Genomic DNA, 21,767 nt, shown 5'->3' with positions numbered 1-21,767 from the left:
AGTTGAGAGTCCGATGACCAAGATCAAGACCACGCTCGTCGTCGCCACCATGGCGATCGCCATGGCGGGCTGCGCCAAGAAGCGCCCCGAAGTGCTGCCGCCCGCGCCGGTCAGCCAGGGCAATGGCGTCGATCCCAATGCGGGTGCGACGACCAACCCGGACGGCGCGATCGTTCCCGGCTCGGACGCCGACTTCAAGCGCTCGGTGACGTCGAACACGATCCATTTCGGGCTCGACCAATATGACATCGATCCCCAGTCGCGCGCGATCCTGGACAGCCAGGCGCAGTGGCTGGCGCGCTATCCCAATGTCCGCATCACCATCGAGGGGCATTGCGACGAGCGCGGCACCCGCGAATATAATCTCGCCCTGGGTGACCGTCGTGCGAACGCGGCCAAGAACTATCTGGCGGCGCGCGGTGTTTCGCCGGAGCGGATGAACGTCATCAGCTATGGCAAGGAGCGCCCGGTCGCGCTGGGTTCGGACGAAGCCAGCTATGCCGAGAACCGCCGTGCCGTGACGGTCGTGCTGAGCTGATGTAACGACGCCCGGCTCTCGGAAAGAGAGCCGGGCCCTTCTATTTACCCCATCCTCCGTTCAGCCTGAGCGAAGTCGAAGGCCATGGGAAGCGCTTGGATCAAAGCGCCGGGCGTGCACTTCGACTTCGCTCAGTGCGAACGGGTGGTGGGATTACCCCCGGAACGCGCTGTTCAGCAGCCTGGCCAGCCGCAGCCCGCCACGCTTCACCTGCTCGCGTTCAACCGGGGCCATTTCGCGGATCGCGGCTTCATCCATCGTCATATGCGCCGGCGTCGGCCGGCAGGGATCGCCGCCCATCGCGGCGGCATAGGCGCGCCTGGCGATAGCCCAGTTCTCGCGGCTCCACGCCGTCACGTCGCCCGCCGACTCGCGCCGCCGCTCGGCCGCCGGATAGGCGCGGACCAGCTTGGGCGGGGTCGAGATCGCCCGCTCGGCGAGCAGACCGTCCCAGATCGAATGGAGGTTCAGGCGGGGCGTCGCATAGGTGCCGTAATCGACACGGGTGTCGTTGCCGCCCTTGTCGCTCTTGTCCCCCGCGTGAAGCGGCTGGTGCAGGTCGCCGACGAAATGGACCAGGAAGGCCAGCGCCATCACCCGCTCCTTCTGCGACACGTGCCTGTTCTTCAGTATGGCGAGCTGGCGCGGAATTTGGGCCGACACGCAGTCGCCCGTGTCGCAGGCCGGGGGCAGGCGGAAGGGCTGGCAGATGTCGATATTCTGATAATGCCAGACATAGGCATAGCCGAAGCGCGACTTGCCGTTTTCGTCCTTCAGCGGCTTGACGCAATCGGGCCAGACACTGGCTTCCTCGATCGTCCGGACCGGACAGGTCGGCGTGTCGAGCTGGGCCTGGGCGCGCAGGATCCGGCGGATCTCGGCGCGGGCATGCGGGGTGATATTGGCCCAGGCGATGGCCGCGACGGTCTCGTGGCCATATTCCCAATAGGCGGCGGCGGGGGAGGCGAGGGACAGGCTGGCGAACAGGCCCGCCAGCATCCCGAACAAGATACGCAAGTGCTTCATAGGCGGCCTTTTATCCCTCGTCGGCGTAGATCGCCACCCGATGTTCGCCCGCCGATGTCGCGCGGCCGCGGTACATGCCCGCCGTCGTCAGGCTCCACGCGACGGCACCGTTGGGTGCGGCGACGATGGTGCCGCCGGTGCCGCCCAGGTCCTTGACCTCGGCCAGCACGGTGTCGGCGGCGGCCTGAATATCCTCGCCGGTGAAGCGGCGGCGCGCGGCGATCTCATGCCCCACGCCGACCCGGATGAAGACCTCCCCCGATCCGGTGCACGACACCGCGCAGGCCCGGTCGTCCGCATAGGTGCCCGCACCGACCAAAGGCGAGTCGCCGATCCGCCCCCAGCGCTTGCCGGTCACGCCCCCGGTCGAGGTGGCGGCAGCGACATGATCCTGTGTGTCGCAGGCCACCGCACCGACCGTGCCGTATTTCATGTCGCTGTCGAAGGCGTCGGCACCCCGCGAGAGGAGTTCGTCCAGCTGGCGCCGCCGCTCGTCGGTGTGGAACCAGCTGGGGTCGACCTGCTCCAGTCCCTGCTCCACCGAGAAGCGATCCGCGCCCGATCCGGCGAGCAGGACATGCGGGCTCGCCTCCATGACCTTGCGGGCGAGCGACACCGGGTTGCGGGTGCGCGTGACGCCCGCCACCGAGCCCGCGCGCCGGTCGCGCCCGTCCATGATCGCGGCGTCGAGTTCGTTGGTGCCCTCGCGCGTGAAGCACGCGCCGCGCCCGGCGTTGAAGTGGGGATCGTCCTCCAGCACGCGCACCGCCGCCTCGACCGCGTCCAGTGCGCTGCCGCCGCCCGCCAGCACCGCCGACCCGGCCTTGAGCGCGGCGTCCAGCCCGGCACGTGCGCCCGCATCCTGCTCGGGCGTCAGGACATCACGGGTGATCCGGCCCGCGCCGCCATGAATGACCAGCGACCAGGATGGGGACATGGGCGAAACTCCGAAACGGTCAGGGAAATCGCCCGCGCCCCTATCAGATCGCAGGCTTGCTGCCATCCCCCGGCCTCAAGCCTATAAGGGGCCGTAGCCATCTGACATTGCGCCCGAGCAGATAAAAGGCCCAACATCCCGCCACCGTCGCCGCGATCAGGATGACGGTATCGAGCCAGAGCGGCCAGCCCAGCTCGCGCAAGGCAAAGGCGACCAGGATGATGATCGTCTGGTGGATCAGATAGAACGGGAACACCGCCTCGGTCAGTGTCCGCCGCCAGGGGTGGTCGCGGTTCCAGAATCGCTCGGCAATGCCGATCAGCGCGACGACCGCCATCCAGCCCTGCACCGCCCGCGCGCCCGCGAACAGGATGCCGAACCCCTCGGGCGCGCCGACCAGCCCCGGCCAGCGCCACTCCAGCCCGGCGGCGATCGCATAGCTGGCGAGCGCAATGACGCCCGCAACCGCCCAGCCGCGCCGGAAGCTGTCCAGCACCCGCTCCGACCCGGCCATGCCGAAGCCGAACAGCAGCGCGGGGAAATAGATGGCATGGGCGAGCCAGTCGCCGAGCAGCGCATGGGTCTCCGACTGGCCGGGGAAGAAGCGGATATCGATCAGCAACAGCGCCACGACCGGCAGCACCGCGCCGCCCCAGCCGCCCAGCACCCGGTCGAACACGCGCTGCGCCGCCCCGGCCCAACGGTGCCCGACCGCCAGCATCAACGCGATCGCCATGGTATAGACCCACAGATAGCCGACGAACCAAAGATGGTTCCAGGCGGGCGTCGGCACCACGCCGCCGATCGCGCGAAAGCTCAGCCAGTCGTGCGTCCAGAACGCCCAATACGACCCGGCATAGCCATATTTGCTGGCCAACTCGGCCCAGATCTGCGGCGGCACCAGCACGCAGATGCCGAAGAGCAGCGGCACGAGCAGCCGGATGCTGCGCCCCCGCGCGAAGCTGAAGACGCTGGGATGCCGCACCGCCAGCGCGCGCGTGGCATAGCCCGATACGACGAACAGCAGCATCAGCCGCCAAGGATTGCTCGCCAGCATCGGGATCGCCACCCAGGGCAGGCTGGCGAGCTGGACGTGAAAGCCCCAGGGCACGAAGACCATGCCGATATGATAGAGGATCAGGATGGCGAAGGCGCCGATCCGCAACCAGTCTAGGCCGTAATGGCGGGGGATGGGGGCGGCGGCGGTCATTTGGCGGTCTGGTACAGCACTGACTTTGAACCGCAACTCGCTGCGCGTATATAGGGGTCCATGTCCATTCGTCCCTGGCGTGATATCGCCCGCCGCCAAAGCCGTCAGATCATGGTGGGCAACGTGCCCGTGGGCGGCGACGCCCCCGTCACCGTGCAGACCATGACCAACACGCCGACCAGCGATCCGGTCGCCACGATCAACCAGATTCGGCGCTGCGAAGAGGCGGGGGCGGACATCATCCGCGTCTCCTGCCCCGACACCGATTCGACCGCGGCGCTGGCCAAGATCACCAAAGCGGCGCGCGTTCCCATCGTCGCGGACATCCATTTCCACTATAAGCGGGCACTGGAAGCCGCCGATGCGGGCGCGGCCTGCCTGCGCATCAATCCCGGCAATATCGGCTCGTCCGAGCGCGTCGCCGAAGTCGTCCGCGCCGCCAAGGCCAATGGCTGCGCCATCCGCATCGGCGTGAATGCCGGGAGCCTCGAGAAGGACCTGCTCGAAAAATATGGCGAGCCGTGCCCCGAGGCGCTGGTCGAATCGGCGCTCGACCATATCAAGCTGCTCCAGGACCATGACTTCCACGAATATAAGGTCGCGGTGAAGGCGTCCGACGTCTTCCTGGCGGTCGCGGCCTATCAGGGGCTGGCCGAGGCGACCGACTGCCCGCTGCATCTGGGCATCACCGAGGCGGGCGGGCTGATCGGGGGCACGGTCAAGTCGTCGATCGGCATCGGCTCGCTCCTGTGGTTCGGGATCGGCGACACGATCCGCGTCTCGCTCTCGGCCGAGCCGGAGGAAGAGGTGCGCGTCGGCTTCGAGATCCTGAAGGCGCTGGGCATCCGCAATCGCGGCGTGCGCGTCGTGTCCTGCCCGTCCTGCGCGCGCCAGGGCTTCGACGTGATCCGCACCGTGCAGGTGCTGGAGGAGCGGCTCCAGCATATCCGCACGCCCATGTCGCTGTCGGTGCTGGGCTGCGTCGTCAACGGCCCCGGCGAAGCGCGCGAGACAGATATCGGCGTGACCGGCGGCGGCAACGGCAAACACATGGTCTATCTGTCGGGCCTGACCGACCATACGGTCGAAGATGCCGACATGGTCGAGCATATCGTGAAGCTGGTCGAGGCCAAGGCGGCGGAGCTGGAAGCGGCCGACGTGGCGAAGGCCGCGATCGCGGCGGAGTGAAGACCGCCGTCCTTCGCATCGCCGCCGCCCTGGTCGACGACGGGGCGGGGCGATTGCTGCTGGTGCGCAAGGCGGGGACGGACATCTTCATGCAGGCCGGGGGCAAGATCGAACCCGGCGAGACCCCCGCCGCCGCGCTGATCCGCGAACTGGACGAGGAAATCGGGCTGCGCGTGGGTGAAGATGAATTGCAACGGATCGGGCGCTTTTCGGCGGCGGCCGCGAATGAGCCGGGCTACCGGATCGATGCGACGGTCTTCTACCTGCGCCGCACGTGGGAGCCTGTTCCGGCAGCGGAGATCGAGGAAGTGATCTGGGTCGATGCCGCCACGGTCGAGGCGATGACGCTGGCGCCGTTGCTGCGCGATCATATCCTGCCCTGGTATCGCCATATGCTGGCGCATCCATAAATCCTCCCCGGCACGGGGAGGTGGCAAGGCGCAGCCCTGACGGAGGGGGGCTGCTTCATAGGACGCCCTTTGTGGCACGCCCCCTCCACCACCGCTTCGCGGCGGTCCCCCTCCCCGTACCGGGGAGGATTAGGTTACAGCCGCAGCCCCAGTCGTACGCCCGCACCCATATCGGGTGCGCCCTTGCTGACTCCGGCGCTCCCCTGCACGCCCAGCGACAGGCGCTGGGACAGCGCGGTATCCATCTCCGCGCCGATTTCCTGTCGGTCGGCGGCCTGGTCGCTGACCCGCGAGGCGTAATTGTACGACACGCTGACTTCGCTCGCCTTGCCGATCCCCAGTGCGACGCCGCCCCGTGCGCTGGTCACGTCGCGCAGGCGATAGCCGTCGGGCTGGCCGACAAAGCTGTGGCCCACGGCCGCGAAGGGCGTGACCTTGCCCGGCACCGCCGCCTCCGCCACGACCGAATAGTCCGCCTTGCCCGTGCCCAGCCCTTGCGAGGCGGAGGCGGTGGGCAATTTCGCGCTGCCGGTCAGGGCCAGCGCCAGGTGATGGCGGCGCGGCGGCACGACCTGTACCGAGGCACCGACCACCGCATCGCCCAGTCCGCTGCGCTTGACGCGGGTGGCGGGCTTGGTGGGGTCGACGAAGATCGGCAGGCCCAGCGGCCCGCCCGGCGCGATCACGTTGCCCGGCGCATCGACCTGCACATAGGGCAGTGCCGCGAACACCGTCACCCGCTTGTGCTTGGCGCGCAGCGTGGCGGTGGAGCTGGCGCTGCGGACCTCTTGGCTGGTGCCGTATTGGCCCGACGCATAGTCCGCCCCGACCGAGGCGGTCACCTGCGCCCCGGCGGGGGTGGCGAGCATCATGGTCAGGCCCGTGGCGGCGAGGAGCGTCTTCATACCCTTTATCCCTTGGTATCGGTGTCTGAGGAGGCAACGGATGCGGGGGCGGGTTTCATCCCGGTATCGATCAGTCGGGCGGCGCACAGCCTCGCCCTTGCGGCGCGAAAGCGGGTGGGAAGGGTGGGGGTGGTCATGAGGGGCGACGGAATACTCGCCTTTCCCCCGCCGCCCCGGTATCGCCACGGCATGAGCGCGCGCACCTCCCCCGTCATCGCCTTTGGCGCCGCCGCACTGGGCATCGCGATCTATTCGGTGATGGACACGCTGATGAAGCGGCTGTCGATCGACAGCGGGGCCTATAGCGCGGTGCTGTGGCGGTCCTGGGTCGGGGTGGCGATCACCGGCGCGTTGTTCCTGGCCAAGCGGGGACGCTGGCCCGCGCGCGAGGTGCTGGTCCTTCATATCGCGCGCGGGGCGACGGGCGGCGCCTCGGTGCTGCTGTTCTTCTGGGGGCTGGCGCGGGTGCCGATGGCGCAGAGCATCGCGCTGACCTTTCTCTCGCCGCTGATCGCGCTATTCCTCGCCGCCTTCATGCTGGGCGAGACGGTCCGGCGCGCGGCGATCCTGGGGTCGCTGATCGCGGGGGCGGGCGTGCTGGTGATCGCAGGCGGCGAGGTGCAGGCGCAGGCCTCCACGCAGGTGGTGCTGGGGTCGCTCGCTATTCTGGTCGCCTCGATCCTCTATGCGGTCAGCCTGGTGCTGTTGCGGCGACAGGCGCAGGTCGCGGGCCCGGCCGAGGTCGCGCTGTTCACCATGCTGGTCATCGCGGTGCTGATGACGCCCGCCGCGCCCTTTGTCTCGGGCTGGCCCGCCGCGCATCAATGGCCGAGCATCGTGATCGCCGCGCTGCTCGGCAGCCTGTCGGCGCTGCTGCTCGCCTGGGCCTATGCGCGCGCCGAGGCGCAGGTGCTGGCACCGGTCGAATATACCGCCTTCGTCTGGGCGGCGGGGCTGGGCTATGCCGTGTTCGGCGAGCATGTCTCGCCGTTCACGCTGGCGGGGGCGATGCTGATCATCGCAGGGTGCGTGGTCGCGGTGCGGCGACCGGTCGCGCCCGGACCACAAAGCGAGGCCGGATTATGAGTATCATCCTTCGCCCGGCCGAACCGGCCGATACCGCGACGATCCTCGGCTTCGTCCGCGAACTCGCGGCGTTCGAGCGCGAGCCCGATGCGGTCGTCGCGACCGAGCCGATGCTGGCCGAAGCGCTGTTCGGCGATCGTCCGGCGGCGGAGGCGGTCATCGCCGAACGGGACGGGCAGGCGGTCGGCTTCGCGCTGTTCTTCGCCAATTTCTCAACCTGGACGGGGCGGCGGGGGCTGTATCTGGAAGACCTGTACGTCACGCCCGCCGCCCGTGGGGCCGGAGTGGGCAAGGCGTTGCTGATCCATCTGGCGGGGATCGCCCGGGATCGCGGCTGGGCGCGGTTCGAATGGTCGGTGCTCGACTGGAACACGCCCGCAGTCGAATTCTATCGCGCGATGGGGGCGCAGGCGATGGACGCGTGGACGGTGCAGCGGGTGTCGGGTGAGGCGTTGGAGCGGCTGGCGGGGCGGTAGACCGGGATAGGGTTCGCGCAGAGGCGCGGAGGGCGCAGAGATGTTGGGCCGGAGGCGTGCCTCAGTCCTTCATCTCTGGCTGATGATGGAGGGATGCTGTCAGTGGCAGGCGAGCCGCCTCCGCGTTCTCCGCGCCTCCGCGCGAACCAATCTTCTTAGCCTCTGCAATTCCCCCGCTCCGTTCAGCCTAAGCGCAGTCGAAGGCCACGGGATGGACCTTTGCTCAAGTTCCGGGATGGCCCTCCCCCAGCCCCTCCCGCCTGCGGGAGGGGCTGGGGGAGGGAGGTAACGAAAAACGCCCCGGTGCGCTGGGCACCGAGGCGTCTTCGTCAAACCGGGACCGGAAAGGTTCAGGCGCGGCCGGGGACGTCGTGGTCGTGCGGCTCTTCGCCCTTGGACTTGGCGTCCTCATAGCGTTCGATCGCCTCGGTGACGATGCGGCGGGCCTCGTCGCGGTCACCCCAGGTGCCGATACGCACCCACTTCTTCTTCTCCAGATCCTTATAATGGGTGAAGAAGTGCTCGATCTGCTGGAACACGATCTCGGGGAGATCGTCGCGGCCGCCGACGTTCGAATAATAGGGGAAGGTCGAGTCGACCGGCACGCAGACCAGCTTCTCGTCGCCGCCGGCTTCGTCTTCCAGGTTCAGGACGGCGATCGGGCGCGCGCGCACGACGCAGCCCGGGATGAAGGGCGAACGCGACACGACCAGCGCGTCGAGCGGATCGCCATCGGGCGACAGGGTGTGCGGCACGAAGCCGTAATTCGCCGGATAGCGCATCGGCGTGTGCAGGATGCGGTCGACGAACAGCGCGCCGGAGGCCTTGTCGAACTCGTACTTCACGGGCTCGCCGCCGGTCGGCACCTCGATCACGACATTGAGGTCATCGGGCGGGCTCTTGCCGACGGGAATGAGGTCGATGCGCATCGAATCGGTCTTTCTTGCCAATACCGGAAGAGTTCCGGTGGAAAAACAATGGCGGGCGCGATAGCGCAACCCGCCATGGCGTGTCGATAGACGAGGACGAAGCCTTTGTCGGGCCGGCGTCAGCGTGCGGTCAGCAGACGATCCAGTCCGGTCTCGCCCGTTCCGACCTTCTGCAGACGCGGATAACGCGGGCCACCGGTATAATCGATCGTCACCTCGCGGAAGACATCCTGGTTCTTTATCACCAACTTGACCGGCTTCTTCGGGTCCTTGGCGGCGAGGATCGCGGCCTTCAGCCGATCGCCGGTGTAGCTTTCACCGTTCACCGCCTGGATTTGCGTGCCGACATCGATGCCCGCCTTGAACGCCGGACTGTCCCAAATTGAACTGGTCACCTCGCCGCTGTTCGACACCGTCAGGCCCAGCGAATAGGTGACGTTGGTGCTGCCCTTCTCACCCTGCTTGAAGGTCGGGGTCGGCTCGGGCGTATAGACCAGCTTGTAGCCGTTCATGGCAAAGCCGTTGATCGGCGCGGGCTTGCCCGTCTCGGTGATGCGCTGGCGCAGGAACCCGGCCCAGTCATAGGGCACGATGCCGTTCAGCGTGTTGGCGACATCCTCGAAGGTATAGGTCACTTCGCCCCAGTCGCCGTTGCGGATGCCGAAGAACGCGTGCGCGAAATCGTCGATCGACTTGGTGCCGTTCGACTTCTGGCGGAGCATCGCATCGACCTCCATCCAGACCATCAGGCCTTCATTGTAATAATCTTCCGACCGCTGCCAGCTGGTCCAGCCCTTGGGCTTGCGCGACGAGATGATGGGGTCGTTGGTGGTGTCGAGCAGATCGCGCCACTGCCGCGCGGGCGCGGTGTCGTAGATGGCGAGGATCGAGGCATATTGGTCCAGCGTGTCCTGCTTCGACACCATGCCCGACCGCGCCTGGAGCACATAGCCCCAGAACTGCGTCTGCCCCTCATAGACCCAGAGCAGCGAGTTGCGCATCGGCGTGCGGAAATCGGGGGTCCACAGGTCCGCGCCGCGCCGGAACTTGCCGTCCCAGCTGTGCGTGAACTCGTGCGGCAACAGGTTGCGGCGGCCCGGCCCGGCATCCCATTCGGTGAAGTAACCCGGCGTCACGCCGTTTTCGGACGAGCGGTGATGCTCCAGGCCGATGCCGCCCAGCTGGTCGCTGATCGACAGCAGGAATTCATAATGGTCGTAATGCTGCGCGCCGAAGGCCTTGACCGCCTGGTCGACCAGCCGCTGGTGCGCGGCGATCTGCTCGGGCTTGGCGTTCAGCTCGGCGGCGTTGTCGGCGAAGACGTTCAGGTTCACCTGGGGCGAAAGCGGGAAGACCTTGCCGTACTTGCCCGCCAGCACCGGGGAATCGACCAGGATCTCGTAATTGGTCGTGTCATAGGTGTAGGTCGAGCCCGACGCCTTGGCCGGGACCGCGCCTGCCGCCGTCCAGCCCGTGGGGAAGATCGCGGTCATCTGGATCGGGATCTGGCGGGTATAGTAACCGGCCGGATACAGGCTGACCGAATTGGGCTGGAGCGAGATCATCGTCGGGGTGACGGCGATGCGGCCCTGATCCGGCTTGGTCGCCGACAGGAACTGGAACTCGACGTCCAGTGCCTTCGTGCCCGACGGCACATCGACATGGAAGGCGAAGACGTCGACCGTATCGCGGGTCCAGGGCAGGATGCGGCCATTCGCCTTGATGACCAGGCCTGCCAGCTTCTCGATCTCGCCGCGCGGATTGTGCGCGCCGGGCAGCCATTTGGGGAACAGCAGCGCCATCGGCCCCGCCTTGGCGACGGGGATCGTCTCCTTCACGCGGAAGATGCCGCGCTCGGTATCCGTCGCGTCGACGACCAGCTTGATCGTGCCGGGATAGGGGGTGTCGACCGCATCGGGAATGGTGTTGACGAAGGGGGCCGCGGCGGCGGGCGCGGAATTGCCCGGCGGGACCTGGGCGTTCGCCGCGAAGAGCGGGGCGGCTGCGGAGGAGGCGAGCAGCGAGGCGATGAACACGGAACGAAGCGAATGGCGGATCATGAAGGGCCTTTTGCGGCGACGGGGAGATGGCGGCAGGTTAGGCACCCGATAGGCCAGTCGTCCAGACCCTTTTGGCGGTCCCCTATCCGCCGCCGCCGCCCAACACATTGACGGTAAAGGCAATGACGCCGAGGTTGAAGATGAAGGCCGCCAGGCACTGGCCCGTCACCACCCGTCGCATCCGGCGCGAGGCGATCGCCACGTCGCTGGTCTGGAAGGTCATGCCCAACGTCACCGAGAAATAGAGGAAATCCCAATAATCCGGCTCGGCCGTGTCGGGGAATTGCAGGCCGCCCGCATCGCCGCCGCCATCCGCGCTGTAATAGAGGTGCGCATAATGCAGCGCATAGACGATGTTGGAGAACAGCCAGGCGAGGATCAGCGTGCCGACGACCAGCGCGATGGTGACGGTGCTGTTCCGCCCGCGCAACTCGCCGCCGACCGCGACCAGCACGACGAACATCACGATCCCGCAAAAGACGAGCAGGACGGCGCGATTGGCGTCGTTGCGCGCCGCACGGGCACGCATCTTCGCGGCCTGTCCCTGACGCAGCAGCGGCAGGAGCGTTCCGATGAACAGCAGAGCGGCGGCATCGAACCCGGTCAGAACGCCGCGTGTCATCCCGAGAACCGGCACCAAGCCCGTCGCGGCGCCGACCAGGATCAGCGCGAACAGTATGAAACGCGGTGGCGCGATCCGGTCGCCGATACGGGTTTGCAGGCGCTGCCAGCGGGAGATCGTCATAATGCACGGTCTACGCCTACCGGGGCGGACTTGGCTATGGGCGCGATCGATGCGGCGAGGGCGGACGCCATGCGCCGATGCGAGGGGAGTCGCTGAGCCAGATCAACGCCAGCTCCAACCGGACATGGCATTCCGGTGCGATGACCGAATCCGCTCCCCACGCCGCTGCGCTGATCATCATCGACATGATCAACGATCTGGATTTCGAGGGCGGCGAAAATCTGCGCGTACCGGCCGAGGCGGCGGCGCGGCGGATCGTGGCGCTGCGGGCGGCGGCGGACGATGCCGGGGTGCCGGTCATCTACGTCAACGACAATTTCGGCCATTGGCATTCAGAACGCTCTTCGATCGTCGACCATTGCGATCGCGCGGACAGCCCCGGCCGCGCGTTGATCGCCGCGCTGCGCCCGCGCGACAGCGATTATTTCATCGTGAAGCCGCAATTTTCGGGCTTCTACGCGACCAACCTGCCGGTGCTGCTGCCGCAACTGGGCGTCAGCCGCGTCATCCTGACCGGGGTGGCGGCGGATATCTGCGTGCTGTTCACCGCCGCCGATGCGCATATGCGCGAGTACGACCTGTGGGTGCCGGGCGATACGGTGGCCAGCGAGGGCGACGATCATCGCCGCTGGGCGCTGGAGATCATGCGGCACAGCATGTGCGCGGAAACCCGTCCCACCACCGAACTGGCGCTGTCCGACTGGCTGTCGCGAGGGTCGTGATCGCACTCTAGCGCACGGGGCTTCGCTACCTTAGATAGCGCCACCTCTATGGCACGGATCGAAACCCCCAAGCGCGTGCGCGGCACGCAGGACATTTTCGGCGACGAGCAGCGCCGCTTTGCGCAGGTGCTCGCCACCTTCGAGCATGTCCATGGCCTCTACGCCTTCCAGCGGCTCGACTTGCCGGTGTTCGAGGATACGCAGGTCTTTGCCCGCTCGATCGGCGAGACGACCGACGTCGTGTCGAAGGAAATGTACACCTTCCCCGATCGCGGCGGCGACCTGCTGACCCTGCGGCCCGAGTTCACCGCCGGGATCGCGCGCGCCTATCTGACCGAGGGGTGGCAGCAATATGCGCCGCTCAAGCTCGTCACCTCGGGGGCTGTGTTCCGCTATGAGCGCCCGCAAAAGGGGCGGTATCGCCAGTTCCACCAGATCGACGCCGAGATCCTGGGCGCGGCCGAGCCGGCGGCGGATGTCGAATTGCTGGTCATGGCCGACCAGTTGCTGCGCGAACTGGGCATCGCCGAAGGCGTGACGCTGCAGCTCAACACGCTGGGCGATGCGGAGACGCGCGACGCCTGGCGCGACGCGTTGGTCGCGCATTTCGAGGCGCACCGGGATCAGCTGTCCGAGGATAGCCTGGTGCGGCTGGAGAAGAATCCGTTGCGCATCCTCGATTCCAAGGACCCGCGCGACCGGCCGATCGCCGACGCCGCGCCGGATATCGACGCCTATCTGACGCCGGAAGCGCGCGCCTTTTTCGAGGCGGTGACGGCGGGGCTGGATGCGGCGGGGGTCGCATGGGCCCGTAACGCGCGTCTGGTGCGCGGGCTGGACTATTACCGCCACACTGCGTTCGAGTTCGTGACCGACCGGCTGGGCTCGCAAGGGACCGTGCTGGCAGGCGGCCGCTATGACGGGCTGATCGAGTCGCTGGGCGGTCCCGCGACGGCAGGCGTGGGCTGGGCGGCGGGAGTCGAGCGGCTGGCGATGCTGCTCGACGAGCCGGAGAAGCCCGGTATCGATGCGGTCGTGGTGCCGATGGGCGCGGCGGCGGAATTGCGCGCGACGGGCCTGGTCGCCGCGCTGCGCCGCGCCGACGTCGCGACCGACATGGCGTTTCGCGGCAATATGAAGCGTCGCATGGCCAAGGCGAACGACCAGGGCGCGCGCTATGCGCTGATCCTGGGCGATGACGAACTGGCGAACGGCCAGATTCAGGTGAAGGCGCTCAAGACCGGCGAGCAGGCGACCGTCTCGCTCGACACGGTGGCGCAGAGCCTGTCCGACCTGTTGTTCGAGGACGAGGTCGCCGAGGATCATGGCGAGCAGCTTCCTCCATTGGCGCAGCGTCTGACCCCGCGATGAAGACCATCTCGGCCGAGCGCATCGCGCAGATCGAGGCGCGACGCGACGAATTGCAGGCGATGATGGCGACGGGTGAGCTGCCCTCGGACCGTTTCGTCGCGGTGTCGAAGGAATATGCCGAGCTGGAGCCGGTCGCCAACGCGGCCGCCGAGGTGCGCCGGTTGCGGCAGGAGGCCGACAGCCTGGCGTTCATGACGCAGGATGGCGATGACGAGCTGCGCGAGCTGGCGGCGGAGGAACTCCATGCCAACCGCAACGCGCTGGCGGCGGCGGATCGTCATCTCGCGCTCGCCCTGCTGCCGCGCGACGCCGCCGACGAGCGTGCCGCGATGCTCGAAATCCGGGCCGGGACCGGCGGCGACGAGGCGGCGCTGTTCGCGGGCGACCTGTTCCGCATGTACCAGCGTTATGCCGAGCGGCAGGGCTGGCGGGTCGAGGTCATCTCCGCCTCGGTGCCCGACACCGGCGGCTACAAGGAAGTCGTCGCGTCGGTCGCGGGGGCGGGCGTGTTCGCCAAGCTGAAGTTCGAGAGCGGCGTCCACCGCGTCCAGCGCGTGCCCGTCACCGAATCGGGCGGGCGCATCCATACCTCGGCGGCGACCGTCGCGGTGCTTCCGGAAGCGGAGGAGGTCGATCTCCAGATCGACGACAAGGACCTGCGCATCGACATCTATCGCTCGTCGGGCGCGGGCGGACAGCACGTCAACACCACCGACTCGGCGATCCGTATCACGCATATCCCGACCGGGCTGGTCGTGATCCAGCAGGACGAACGCTCGCAGCACAAGAACCGCGCCAAGGCGATGAAGGTGCTGCGGACCCGCCTGTACGAGGCCGAGCGCGAGCGTCTGGCGGCGGAACGCGCGGGCACGCGGCGGTCGATGGTCGGCTCGGGCGATCGGTCGGAGCGGATTCGGACGTACAACTTCCCACAGGGCCGCGTGACCGATCACCGGATCAACCTGACTCTCCATCGCCTGCCGGAGATTCTGGAAGGCGAGCTGGACGAACTGATCGGCGCGCTGCTGGCGGAGGATGAAGCCGAACGGCTCGCCGCGCTCGATGGGTGAGGGGGGCCTGGACCATCACCGAGAGCGAAATGAAATTGCGCTGAAAGAAGGCGAACCCCTCCCCTTCAGGGGAGGGGTTGGGGTGGGGCCTCTCCACGAACGCCGCGCTTGCGGACACGCCCCACCCCCGACCCCTCCCCTGAAGGGGAGGGGGGGACTCGTCTCGCGTTGTCCAACTACAATAGCCACCCGAAGCTGGATCCCGGCCTTCGCCGGGGTGGTCGGTATGCGGTGACGGACGCCCGCACCGCGCTTGCACAGGCCGCAGAGCGTTTCGCCTTCTCCCCCACCGCGCGGCTCGACGCGGAACTGCTGCTCGCCTACGCCCTGGGGATCGAGCGCAACGCTTTGCTGCTCGACTTGAGCCGCCCTGTCCCCAACAGCTTCTGGCCGCTGGTCGAGCGTCGAGTCGCCCAAGAGCCGGTCGCCTATATCACCGGCACGCGCGGCTTCTGGACGCTGGACCTGATGGTCGGCCCCGGCGCGCTGGTGCCGCGCGTCGATAGCGAGACGCTGGTCGACGCCGCACTTCGGCACTTCAGGGGGCGTGCCCCCGCGACCCTGCTCGACCTGGGCACCGGGCCGGGCACGTTGCTGCTCGCCCTCCTCGACGAGTGGCGGGAGGCGAAGGGGCTGGGCGTCGACTGTTCCCCGCAAGCGTTGCGATACGCCGTCGCCAACGCCGCGGCCTGTGGCCTGGCCGACCGGGCGCGGTTCGTGTGCGGCGACTGGGCGGCGGCGCTGGCGGGGTCGTTCGACTGCATCGTCACCAACCCGCCCTATATCGGAACGGCCGAGCCGCTCTCGCCCGAGGTGCGCGATTACGAACCCGGCGCCGCGCTGTTCGCCGGGCCCGACGGACTGGACGATTACCGGCTGCTCGCCCCCGAACTGCGCCGCCTGCTCGCCCCCGGCGGAGCGGCGGTGATTGAGATCGGGCATGAACAGGCCGGGGCGGTGACGGCTTTGCTGGCGGATCAGGGCTTTGCGGTGACGCTGCACCGCGACCTCGGCGGGCGACCGCGTGCCCTGCTGGTGCATTGAACAATCGCGCGTGATGCCCTATATTTCACTTGAAGGACCTAGGTCCGACCCGCTAGAGCGGGCACAGGGGCACGCGAACATCTGGCACTCTCACCGGTTTTTCGGGGTCGCAGGATGTCGGGCCGATGCCCATACCCTTCGTCATGTAGTCGCTGCTGTCCGGCGGCCGTGGCAGCGCCCGACATCGGGTGCGACAGCTTCGCATCGCGCGAACCGCGCGCGATGTCGGGAAGAGTGGGTCGGAAAAAGTGGACCTTGTTGGTTTGACGACTAAGGACGAACAGCTTGATCAATAATCGGCAGGCCGGCCGCCGTCGCGGTCGTGGCGGCAACAATAATGGTGGGCAGCGTCCGGGCGGCAATCCTGGCCGTTCCGACAATGGCAATCGCATCGACAACCGCGCGCGCGGCAACGCCAGCCAGCTGTACGAGAAGTACAAGAATCTGGCGACCGAGGCGCAGCGTCAGGGCGACCGGGTCAACACCGAATATTACTGGCAGTTCGCCGATCACTATTTCCGGGTGCTGAGCGAAACCCGCTCGCGCTTCGAGGAGCAGAATCAGCGCCGCCAGCGTGAGGAATCGCGCGACGACCAGTATGACGATGGTTTCGACAACGACGCCGAGGATTATGGCGACGAGGGCGACCCCATCCGCCCCGGCGAGCAGCAGGGCGAGGTCGAACAGCCGCGTCGTGAGCGTCAGCCCAGAGAAAACCAGCAGCGCGAAACCTATGCCCGCGACAATCAGCAGCGCGAAGAGCGTCCCCGGCGCGACCGCGACGATCGACCGCGCCGTGAGCCGCGCGAGGATCGCCGCCCGATGCGCGCCGAACAGCCCGCCATGGCCGAGGATGCGCAGCCGGTCGTGACCGCGCCCGCCACGGTTGCTGAGGTCGCGACGGCACCGCAGGCCGAGGAGGAAGCGCCCCGTCGTCGCGGTCGTCCGCGTCGCGAGCGTCCCGCCGAGGTGCAGGATACGGGCGAGCAGACCGGCTTCGACGCCGATCGCCTGCCCCCGGCCCTGAGCGCTGCACCCGAGGCGGAAGCGACGCCCGAGGAAAAACCCCGCCGTCGTCGCGTCCGCGCAGCGGCTCCGGTGGAGCCGGAGGCGGCGGCGGGCTGATCGCCCCTCACGCTTTCGACGGATAAAGGACCGGCCTCCGCGATGCTCGCGGGGGCCGGTTTTTTATGGCCGCCGGTCGACATCCTCGTCATGCCCGGTGCCCGAGCTGAGGAAGACCAGCCCCATCAGCGCGCCGGTCAGCATCACCATGCCGCCGATTCCGCCGATCACGCCCAGCATCGTCACCCAGTTGAGCGGGCCATAGACCTCGGCCAGCGCGATCATCGAACCGCCGACCGCGACGGCGGCGGCGACCGTCATCCATGCCATCAGCATGCGGAACCGCGCCCAGGCAAAGGCCGCCTGCTTGGGATCGTCGAGTCCGGGTGGGGGCGGGGCCATGGCCCGACTATGCGCAACGACGGGCCGCTCGACAAGCGAAGCGGATGTTACCTCGCCCGGCGTAACCGCCCGACCGGCAGCTTGGCCCAGATGCCCCCGGCGATCGCGTCGATCTCGCGCCGGACCGGGTGGCGCACCGCATAGATCACCGCCAGCCACGCCAGCACGCCCGCCGCCGCGCTCACGCTCAGCAGCGTGAACCCGACCGTCTCCGGCGACGCGACCCAGCGATAGACGGCCAGCAGCGGCGCGACCGTTGCCAGCGTCGCGATCAGGCTCTGTGCATAGACTTTGACCATCCCTCGCCAGGCAAAGCCGGTCAGCGGCTTCATCAGCGTGGCGTAGAGTAGGAACCACACGATCCCATAGCCGATGCGCGAGATCGCCGCCCATTCCAGGCTGACCATCGCCCCCAGGATCAGCAGCCCGATCGACGCGATCGTGTCCAGCGCATTGGCGACGATCAGCCGCCGGATATGCCCCAGCAGGATGGGCAGCTCGAAATGCAGCGGCACGGCGGCGAAGAACAACTGCCCCAGCGCGATCCAGCTCAGCAGCGGCGCCACGCCCGCCCAGCGCGGGCCATAGAGCATCAGCACGATCGGCGTCGCGGCGGTGGCGAGGAAGGTCATGGCGGGCCAGGTCACGCCGCTATAGGCCGCGACGACCCGCTGATAGGGCGCGGCCAGATCGGCCCCCGCATCGCGCAGGCGGGCAAAGGCCGGATAGAACACGCCGTCGACCGCGCCGCTGACCAGCATCTGTAACTGCGCACCCAGGCTGGAGGCGCGGCTGTACAGACCGACCGCGGTCAGGGTCAGGATACGGCCGATGACCAGTTCCGGGCTGCGCGAGCTGATCGCGTCGCTGATATAGAGGAGCGAGCTGTTCGACCCGAAGCGCAGGATCGGGCCGATCCCCTTCAGGCTGGGCGGGAAGGGGGGACGGATGCCGGATCGCCACTGGCCGATGATCGCGCGTGCCGCCTGTTGCGCGACCGAGGCCCAGGCCAGCGCAAAGGCGGAATAGCCCGCCCAGGCCAGCGCCAGCGAAAACACCGCATTGACCACCGCCGCGCCGACGCTGGTCAGGAAGATCGAATAATAGTCCATCCGCCGCTGGAGCATCGCGCCCGGCACGATGCCGAAGGGCACGATCAGATAGGATCCGGCGATGATGACGAGCAGCGGGGTCAGCCGGACATTGTCATAGAATCGCGCCACCGGCCAGGCGAGCGCAAAAATGATCAGGCCGATACCCAGCGCAAAGATCAGCGACACCGAAAAACAGGTGCGCAGCTGCTCCTCGGTCAGGTCGCGCTCGCCCGCCACAAACCGGCGGATGCCGAAATCCTGCAACGCGGACACCAGCATCGCGGCGGACAGCGCGATCGAATAAAGCCCCATCTCGGACGGGCTGAGGAAGAAGCGCGATATGATCACGCTGACGACGAACTGAATCGCAAAGGCGATATATTGCGCCCCGATCGACCAGAGCGCCGCGCCGCGAACCAAAGAACCGCTCATCGCCGGATCCGATGCCGGGTCAGCAGCGCGGCGAGCCGGATCGCGGCCAGCGGCTGATGATGACGCGCCAACCGCGCCACGGCCCGCCAAAGCCCGGCCACGGGTCCACCACCCGTCCCGCGCATATCGTCGAGATGCACGGCGATCCAGGTCAGCCCTTCTCCCGCCATCACCTCGGGCGCATACAAAAGCCCGCGCACCACCTCGGCGCGGACATCGCGCGCCACACCCGGCCGCCCGAAGACGGTATCGAGCGTCTCGATCGGGGGAAGGGCGCTCCAGCCGTCCGAAGGGTCGGGTCGCCCTTCGGCGCGTTCTACCCGGGCCAGCCGCGCAACCGCCACACCATAACGCTGGGCCAGGACATGCCGGTGCGATACCTGTGACGGCGAATAGCGATAGAGATGCAGCCGCTCGGGCAGATTGGCGATTCGTGTCCGCTCCGCCAGTCGAAGCCACAGGTCGTAATCCTCGCAATGGCGATAGGCCGGCCGATAGCCGCCTGCGGCTTCCAGTATGTCACGACGCATCATCACCGAAGGATGGCAAAGAGGGGATGCGGTCGGCAAGGCGGCGGCGATGATGTCGGCGGACAGAGGATGATCGATCGGCGGTTCGCGGCGGCGACGGCCCCGCGCATCGATCGTCCGGATCTGCGTCCCGATGACGCCATGATCCGGATGCGCGTCGAGAAAGGCGACCTGCCGTGCAAAACGCTCGGGCAGGGCGACGTCATCGCCGTCCATCCGGGCGATATAGGCCCCGCGCGCCACCGTGATGATGTGGTTGAGACTCGCCACCAGCCCCTGATTGGCTTGGCGGATCACCCGGATGCGCGGATCGGTCGCCGCATAGCGGTCGATGATGGCGGCCGAGCGGTCGGTCGAGCCGTCGTCGACGATCACCAGCTCGAAATCGGCAAAGGTCTGCGCGAGGATGCTGTCCAGAGCCTCCGCCAGATATTCCGCGTTGTTATAGACGCTCAGGGCAACGGTGATGCGGGGCGACGTCATGCTCGTATCACTCGTTCCTGGTACGCGGTCACTAGGAAAGCCCTACACACGCGTCTGCCTAGGCCGGAATCACAAAGCTGCCAAAGGTTCCGCGAGGGGATGGCCATGGCGTCTGGCTTAAACCGCCAAAACTAAAGGATTTTTGAAATTTTGCAGAAAAATGGCACTTTTTGTGTTGACCGTCCGGGTGGTCCCGCCTAGAGGGGTTTCACCGCAGCGGTGGTCGCCACGATCGCCGGTTGCAGCTACGACATGCTGGCACGCTGAACGCCCTGGGAACGGGGAAGGTGAGGTGTTGCCGGTGATTTGTTGTCGGGGCTCTTTGACATTGTAGGTTAGATGAAGGGACATGCGGGCGGCGGCTTGGCGGTTACTCACGCATTCAAGGTGCGTCGGGGATCGTTAAAGTTTTAAGCCAGTTCGTATGTCTCGTTACATATCCACTTGAATATGTGATGTGCAGGAATTGGCTCCTTGAAGTGAGCGGTTCTTGGCTGGGTTATTCCACCTGGTTGAGGATCGAGCATCAAACTTGAGAGTTTGATCCTGGCTCAGAACGAACGCTGGCGGCATGCCTAACACATGCAAGTCGAACGAAGGCTTCGGCCTTAGTGGCGCACGGGTGCGTAACGCGTGGGAATCTGCCCTTTGGTTCGGAATAACAGCTGGAAACGGCTGCTAATACCGGATGATGACGAAAGTCCAAAGATTTATCGCCAGAGGATGAGCCCGCGTTGGATTAGGTAGTTGGTGGGGTAAAGGCCTACCAAGCCGACGATCCATAGCTGGTCTGAGAGGATGATCAGCCACACTGGGACTGAGACACGGCCCAGACTCCTACGGGAGGCAGCAGTGGGGAATATTGGACAATGGGCGAAAGCCTGATCCAGCAATGCCGCGTGAGTGATGAAGGCCCTAGGGTTGTAAAGCTCTTTTACCCGGGAAGATAATGACTGTACCGGGAGAATAAGCCCCGGCTAACTCCGTGCCAGCAGCCGCGGTAATACGGAGGGGGCTAGCGTTGTTCGGAATTACTGGGCGTAAAGCGCACGTAGGCGGCTTTGTAAGTCAGAGGTGAAAGCCTGGAGCTCAACTCCAGAACTGCCTTTGAGACTGCATCGCTTGAATCCAGGAGAGGTCAGTGGAATTCCGAGTGTAGAGGTGAAATTCGTAGATATTCGGAAGAACACCAGTGGCGAAGGCGGCTGACTGGACTGGTATTGACGCTGAGGTGCGAAAGCGTGGGGAGCAAACAGGATTAGATACCCTGGTAGTCCACGCCGTAAACGATGATAACTAGCTGTCCGGGCACTTGGTGCTTGGGTGGCGCAGCTAACGCATTAAGTTATCCGCCTGGGGAGTACGGCCGCAAGGTTAAAACTCAAAGGAATTGACGGGGGCCTGCACAAGCGGTGGAGCATGTGGTTTAATTCGAAGCAACGCGCAGAACCTTACCAGCGTTTGACATGTCCGGACGACTGGCAGAGATGCCTTTCTTCCCTTCGGGGACTGGAACACAGGTGCTGCATGGCTGTCGTCAGCTCGTGTCGTGAGATGTTGGGTTAAGTCCCGCAACGAGCGCAACCCTCGCCTTTAGTTACCATCATTTGGTTGGGTACTCTAAAGGAACCGCCGGTGATAAGCCGGAGGAAGGTGGGGATGACGTCAAGTCCTCATGGCCCTTACGCGCTGGGCTACACACGTGCTACAATGGCAACTACAGTGGGCAGCGACCCTGCGAGGGCGAGCTAATCCCCAAAAGTTGTCTCAGTTCGGATTGTTCTCTGCAACTCGAGAGCATGAAGGCGGAATCGCTAGTAATCGCGGATCAGCATGCCGCGGTGAATACGTTCCCAGGCCTTGTACACACCGCCCGTCACACCATGGGAGTTGGATTCACCCGAAGGCGTTGCGCCAACCCGTAAGGGAAGCAGGCGACCACGGTGGGTTCAGCGACTGGGGTGAAGTCGTAACAAGGTAGCCGTAGGGGAACCTGCGGCTGGATCACCTCCTTTCTAAGGAAACGCGGCGGAAAGCGCTTCGG

20 protein-coding genes and 1 rRNA gene are annotated in these 21,767 nt (G+C 66.5%); 11 read left to right on the top strand and 10 right to left on the bottom strand.

What is annotated here, in order from left to right:
• Positions 1-13: 13 nt before the first annotated feature.
• Positions 14-538 (top strand): peptidoglycan-associated lipoprotein Pal, encoded by a 525-nt coding sequence (gene pal, locus NS355_RS10060; protein WP_058745585.1) that lies wholly within the window; start codon positions 14-16, stop codon positions 536-538.
• A 153-nt stretch (positions 539-691) separates the two neighbouring features.
• Here pal and NS355_RS10055 read toward each other — a convergent pair whose 3' ends face one another.
• Genes NS355_RS10055 through NS355_RS10045 form a run of 3 tightly spaced genes read right to left on the bottom strand, consistent with a single transcriptional unit; the run spans position 692 to position 3,711 of the window.
• The gene (locus tag NS355_RS10055) at positions 692-1,564 is read right to left on the bottom strand and encodes a S1/P1 nuclease (protein ID WP_058745584.1); all 873 of its coding nucleotides are present in this window, start codon (positions 1,562-1,564) and stop codon (positions 692-694) included.
• A 10-nt stretch (positions 1,565-1,574) separates the two neighbouring features.
• The gene (locus NS355_RS10050) at positions 1,575-2,501 is read right to left on the bottom strand and encodes an isoaspartyl peptidase/L-asparaginase family protein (RefSeq protein WP_058745583.1); all 927 of its coding nucleotides are present in this window, start codon (positions 2,499-2,501) and stop codon (positions 1,575-1,577) included.
• Between the two features lie 43 nt (positions 2,502-2,544).
• Positions 2,545-3,711, bottom strand: a complete 1,167-nt coding sequence (locus NS355_RS10045; protein ID WP_084787819.1) for an acyltransferase family protein — start codon at positions 3,709-3,711, stop codon at positions 2,545-2,547.
• 60 nt (positions 3,712-3,771) lie between these two features.
• On the opposite strand from NS355_RS10045, the gene ispG reads away from it, so the two are divergent.
• Both ispG and NS355_RS10035 read left to right on the top strand, forming a co-directional pair.
• Complete coding sequence (gene ispG, locus NS355_RS10040; protein ID WP_058732960.1) at positions 3,772-4,899, top strand: flavodoxin-dependent (E)-4-hydroxy-3-methylbut-2-enyl-diphosphate synthase; 1,128 nt, start codon at positions 3,772-3,774, stop codon at positions 4,897-4,899.
• Complete coding sequence (locus tag NS355_RS10035; RefSeq protein WP_058745582.1) at positions 4,896-5,309, top strand: NUDIX hydrolase; 414 nt, start codon at positions 4,896-4,898, stop codon at positions 5,307-5,309. The genes ispG and NS355_RS10035 overlap by 4 nt, the downstream gene beginning before the upstream one ends.
• Before the next feature lie 134 nt (positions 5,310-5,443).
• On the opposite strand, the gene NS355_RS10030 is transcribed toward NS355_RS10035, so the two are convergent.
• On the bottom strand, positions 5,444-6,214 hold the full coding sequence (locus NS355_RS10030; RefSeq protein ID WP_058745581.1) for a transporter: 771 nt from the start codon (positions 6,212-6,214) through the stop codon (positions 5,444-5,446).
• Positions 6,215-6,403: 189 nt separating this feature from the next.
• Between NS355_RS10030 and NS355_RS10025 the strand changes: the two genes are divergently transcribed.
• Both NS355_RS10025 and NS355_RS10020 read left to right on the top strand, forming a co-directional pair.
• Entirely contained in the window at positions 6,404-7,300 is an 897-nt protein-coding gene (locus NS355_RS10025) for a DMT family transporter (RefSeq protein WP_058745580.1), read from the top strand.
• On the top strand, positions 7,297-7,776 hold the full coding sequence (locus tag NS355_RS10020) for a GNAT family N-acetyltransferase (protein ID WP_058745579.1): 480 nt from the start codon (positions 7,297-7,299) through the stop codon (positions 7,774-7,776). The genes NS355_RS10025 and NS355_RS10020 overlap by 4 nt, the downstream gene beginning before the upstream one ends.
• Before the next feature lie 350 nt (positions 7,777-8,126).
• Here the strand turns inward: NS355_RS10020 and ppa are convergent, their stop codons facing one another.
• The 3 genes from ppa to NS355_RS10005 all read right to left on the bottom strand — a co-directional run bounded on the left by ppa (position 8,127) and on the right by NS355_RS10005 (position 11,510).
• Entirely contained in the window at positions 8,127-8,705 is a 579-nt protein-coding gene (gene ppa / locus NS355_RS10015) for an inorganic diphosphatase (RefSeq protein ID WP_058745578.1), read from the bottom strand.
• 119 nt (positions 8,706-8,824) lie between these two features.
• Positions 8,825-10,765 carry a M61 family metallopeptidase gene (locus NS355_RS10010; RefSeq protein WP_058745577.1) on the bottom strand — a complete coding sequence of 647 codons (1,941 nt, stop codon included), beginning with the start codon at positions 10,763-10,765 and terminating at the stop codon, positions 8,825-8,827.
• An 82-nt stretch (positions 10,766-10,847) separates the two neighbouring features.
• Positions 10,848-11,510, bottom strand: coding sequence for a DUF1345 domain-containing protein (locus NS355_RS10005; RefSeq protein WP_058745576.1), 663 nt, complete (start codon positions 11,508-11,510; stop codon positions 10,848-10,850).
• Positions 11,511-11,650: 140 nt separating this feature from the next.
• Between NS355_RS10005 and NS355_RS10000 the strand changes: the two genes are divergently transcribed.
• From NS355_RS10000 to NS355_RS09980, 5 genes are all read left to right on the top strand, one after another.
• Complete coding sequence (locus NS355_RS10000; RefSeq protein WP_058745610.1) at positions 11,651-12,232, top strand: cysteine hydrolase family protein; 582 nt, start codon at positions 11,651-11,653, stop codon at positions 12,230-12,232.
• Positions 12,233-12,280: 48 nt separating this feature from the next.
• Entirely contained in the window at positions 12,281-13,603 is a 1,323-nt protein-coding gene (gene hisS, locus NS355_RS09995) for a histidine--tRNA ligase (protein WP_058745575.1), read from the top strand.
• Positions 13,600-14,673 carry a peptide chain release factor 1 gene (gene prfA, locus NS355_RS09990; protein ID WP_056438521.1) on the top strand — a complete coding sequence of 358 codons (1,074 nt, stop codon included), beginning with the start codon at positions 13,600-13,602 and terminating at the stop codon, positions 14,671-14,673. The genes hisS and prfA overlap by 4 nt, the downstream gene beginning before the upstream one ends.
• Positions 14,674-14,904: 231 nt before the next feature.
• Positions 14,905-15,717, top strand: a complete 813-nt coding sequence (gene prmC, locus NS355_RS09985; protein ID WP_058745574.1) for a peptide chain release factor N(5)-glutamine methyltransferase — start codon at positions 14,905-14,907, stop codon at positions 15,715-15,717.
• 285 nt (positions 15,718-16,002) lie between these two features.
• Complete coding sequence (locus NS355_RS09980; RefSeq protein WP_058745573.1) at positions 16,003-16,842, top strand: DUF4167 domain-containing protein; 840 nt, start codon at positions 16,003-16,005, stop codon at positions 16,840-16,842.
• A gap of 63 nt (positions 16,843-16,905) precedes the next feature.
• Here the strand turns inward: NS355_RS09980 and NS355_RS09975 are convergent, their stop codons facing one another.
• The 3 genes from NS355_RS09975 to NS355_RS09965 are packed head-to-tail and all read right to left on the bottom strand — an operon-like array spanning position 16,906 to position 19,723.
• Positions 16,906-17,184 carry a hypothetical protein gene (locus NS355_RS09975; RefSeq protein ID WP_058745572.1) on the bottom strand — a complete coding sequence of 93 codons (279 nt, stop codon included), beginning with the start codon at positions 17,182-17,184 and terminating at the stop codon, positions 16,906-16,908.
• Positions 17,185-17,231: 47 nt separating this feature from the next.
• Positions 17,232-18,710, bottom strand: coding sequence for an oligosaccharide flippase family protein (locus NS355_RS09970; protein WP_058745571.1), 1,479 nt, complete (start codon positions 18,708-18,710; stop codon positions 17,232-17,234).
• Positions 18,707-19,723: a glycosyltransferase family 2 protein gene (locus NS355_RS09965; protein WP_058745570.1), complete on the bottom strand. Its 1,017-nt coding sequence runs from the start codon at positions 19,721-19,723 to the stop codon at positions 18,707-18,709. Before NS355_RS09965 ends, NS355_RS09970 begins: the two co-directional genes overlap by 4 nt.
• A gap of 528 nt (positions 19,724-20,251) precedes the next feature.
• Here NS355_RS09965 and NS355_RS09960 point away from each other — a divergent pair.
• Positions 20,252-21,738, top strand: a 16S ribosomal RNA gene (locus NS355_RS09960).
• The last annotated feature ends 29 nt before the right edge of the window (positions 21,739-21,767 follow it).

This window comes from Sphingomonas yabuuchiae (genome assembly GCF_001477495.1).
Classification (GTDB): Bacteria; Pseudomonadota; Alphaproteobacteria; order Sphingomonadales; family Sphingomonadaceae; genus Sphingomonas; species Sphingomonas yabuuchiae_A.
This window is presented reverse-complemented; position numbering and strand designations above follow the sequence as displayed.

Coding starts and splice junctions, on each gene's coding strand:
- pal (WP_058745585.1), top strand. CDS start 14: ATGACCAAGATCAAGACCACGCTCGTCGTCGCCACCATGGCGATCGCC.
- NS355_RS10055 (WP_058745584.1), bottom strand. CDS start 1,564: ATGAAGCACTTGCGTATCTTGTTCGGGATGCTGGCGGGCCTGTTCGCC.
- NS355_RS10050 (WP_058745583.1), bottom strand. CDS start 2,501: ATGTCCCCATCCTGGTCGCTGGTCATTCATGGCGGCGCGGGCCGGATC.
- NS355_RS10045 (WP_084787819.1), bottom strand. CDS start 3,711: ATGACCGCCGCCGCCCCCATCCCCCGCCATTACGGCCTAGACTGGTTG.
- ispG (WP_058732960.1), top strand. CDS start 3,772: ATGTCCATTCGTCCCTGGCGTGATATCGCCCGCCGCCAAAGCCGTCAG.
- NS355_RS10030 (WP_058745581.1), bottom strand. CDS start 6,214: ATGAAGACGCTCCTCGCCGCCACGGGCCTGACCATGATGCTCGCCACC.
- NS355_RS10025 (WP_058745580.1), top strand. CDS start 6,404: ATGAGCGCGCGCACCTCCCCCGTCATCGCCTTTGGCGCCGCCGCACTG.
- NS355_RS10020 (WP_058745579.1), top strand. CDS start 7,297: ATGAGTATCATCCTTCGCCCGGCCGAACCGGCCGATACCGCGACGATC.
- ppa (WP_058745578.1), bottom strand. CDS start 8,705: ATGCGCATCGACCTCATTCCCGTCGGCAAGAGCCCGCCCGATGACCTC.
- NS355_RS10010 (WP_058745577.1), bottom strand. CDS start 10,765: ATGATCCGCCATTCGCTTCGTTCCGTGTTCATCGCCTCGCTGCTCGCC.
- NS355_RS10005 (WP_058745576.1), bottom strand. CDS start 11,510: ATGACGATCTCCCGCTGGCAGCGCCTGCAAACCCGTATCGGCGACCGG.
- NS355_RS10000 (WP_058745610.1), top strand. CDS start 11,651: ATGACCGAATCCGCTCCCCACGCCGCTGCGCTGATCATCATCGACATG.
- hisS (WP_058745575.1), top strand. CDS start 12,281: ATGGCACGGATCGAAACCCCCAAGCGCGTGCGCGGCACGCAGGACATT.
- prfA (WP_056438521.1), top strand. CDS start 13,600: ATGAAGACCATCTCGGCCGAGCGCATCGCGCAGATCGAGGCGCGACGC.
- NS355_RS09975 (WP_058745572.1), bottom strand. CDS start 17,184: ATGGCCCCGCCCCCACCCGGACTCGACGATCCCAAGCAGGCGGCCTTT.
- NS355_RS09970 (WP_058745571.1), bottom strand. CDS start 18,710: ATGAGCGGTTCTTTGGTTCGCGGCGCGGCGCTCTGGTCGATCGGGGCG.
- NS355_RS09965 (WP_058745570.1), bottom strand. CDS start 19,723: ATGACGTCGCCCCGCATCACCGTTGCCCTGAGCGTCTATAACAACGCG.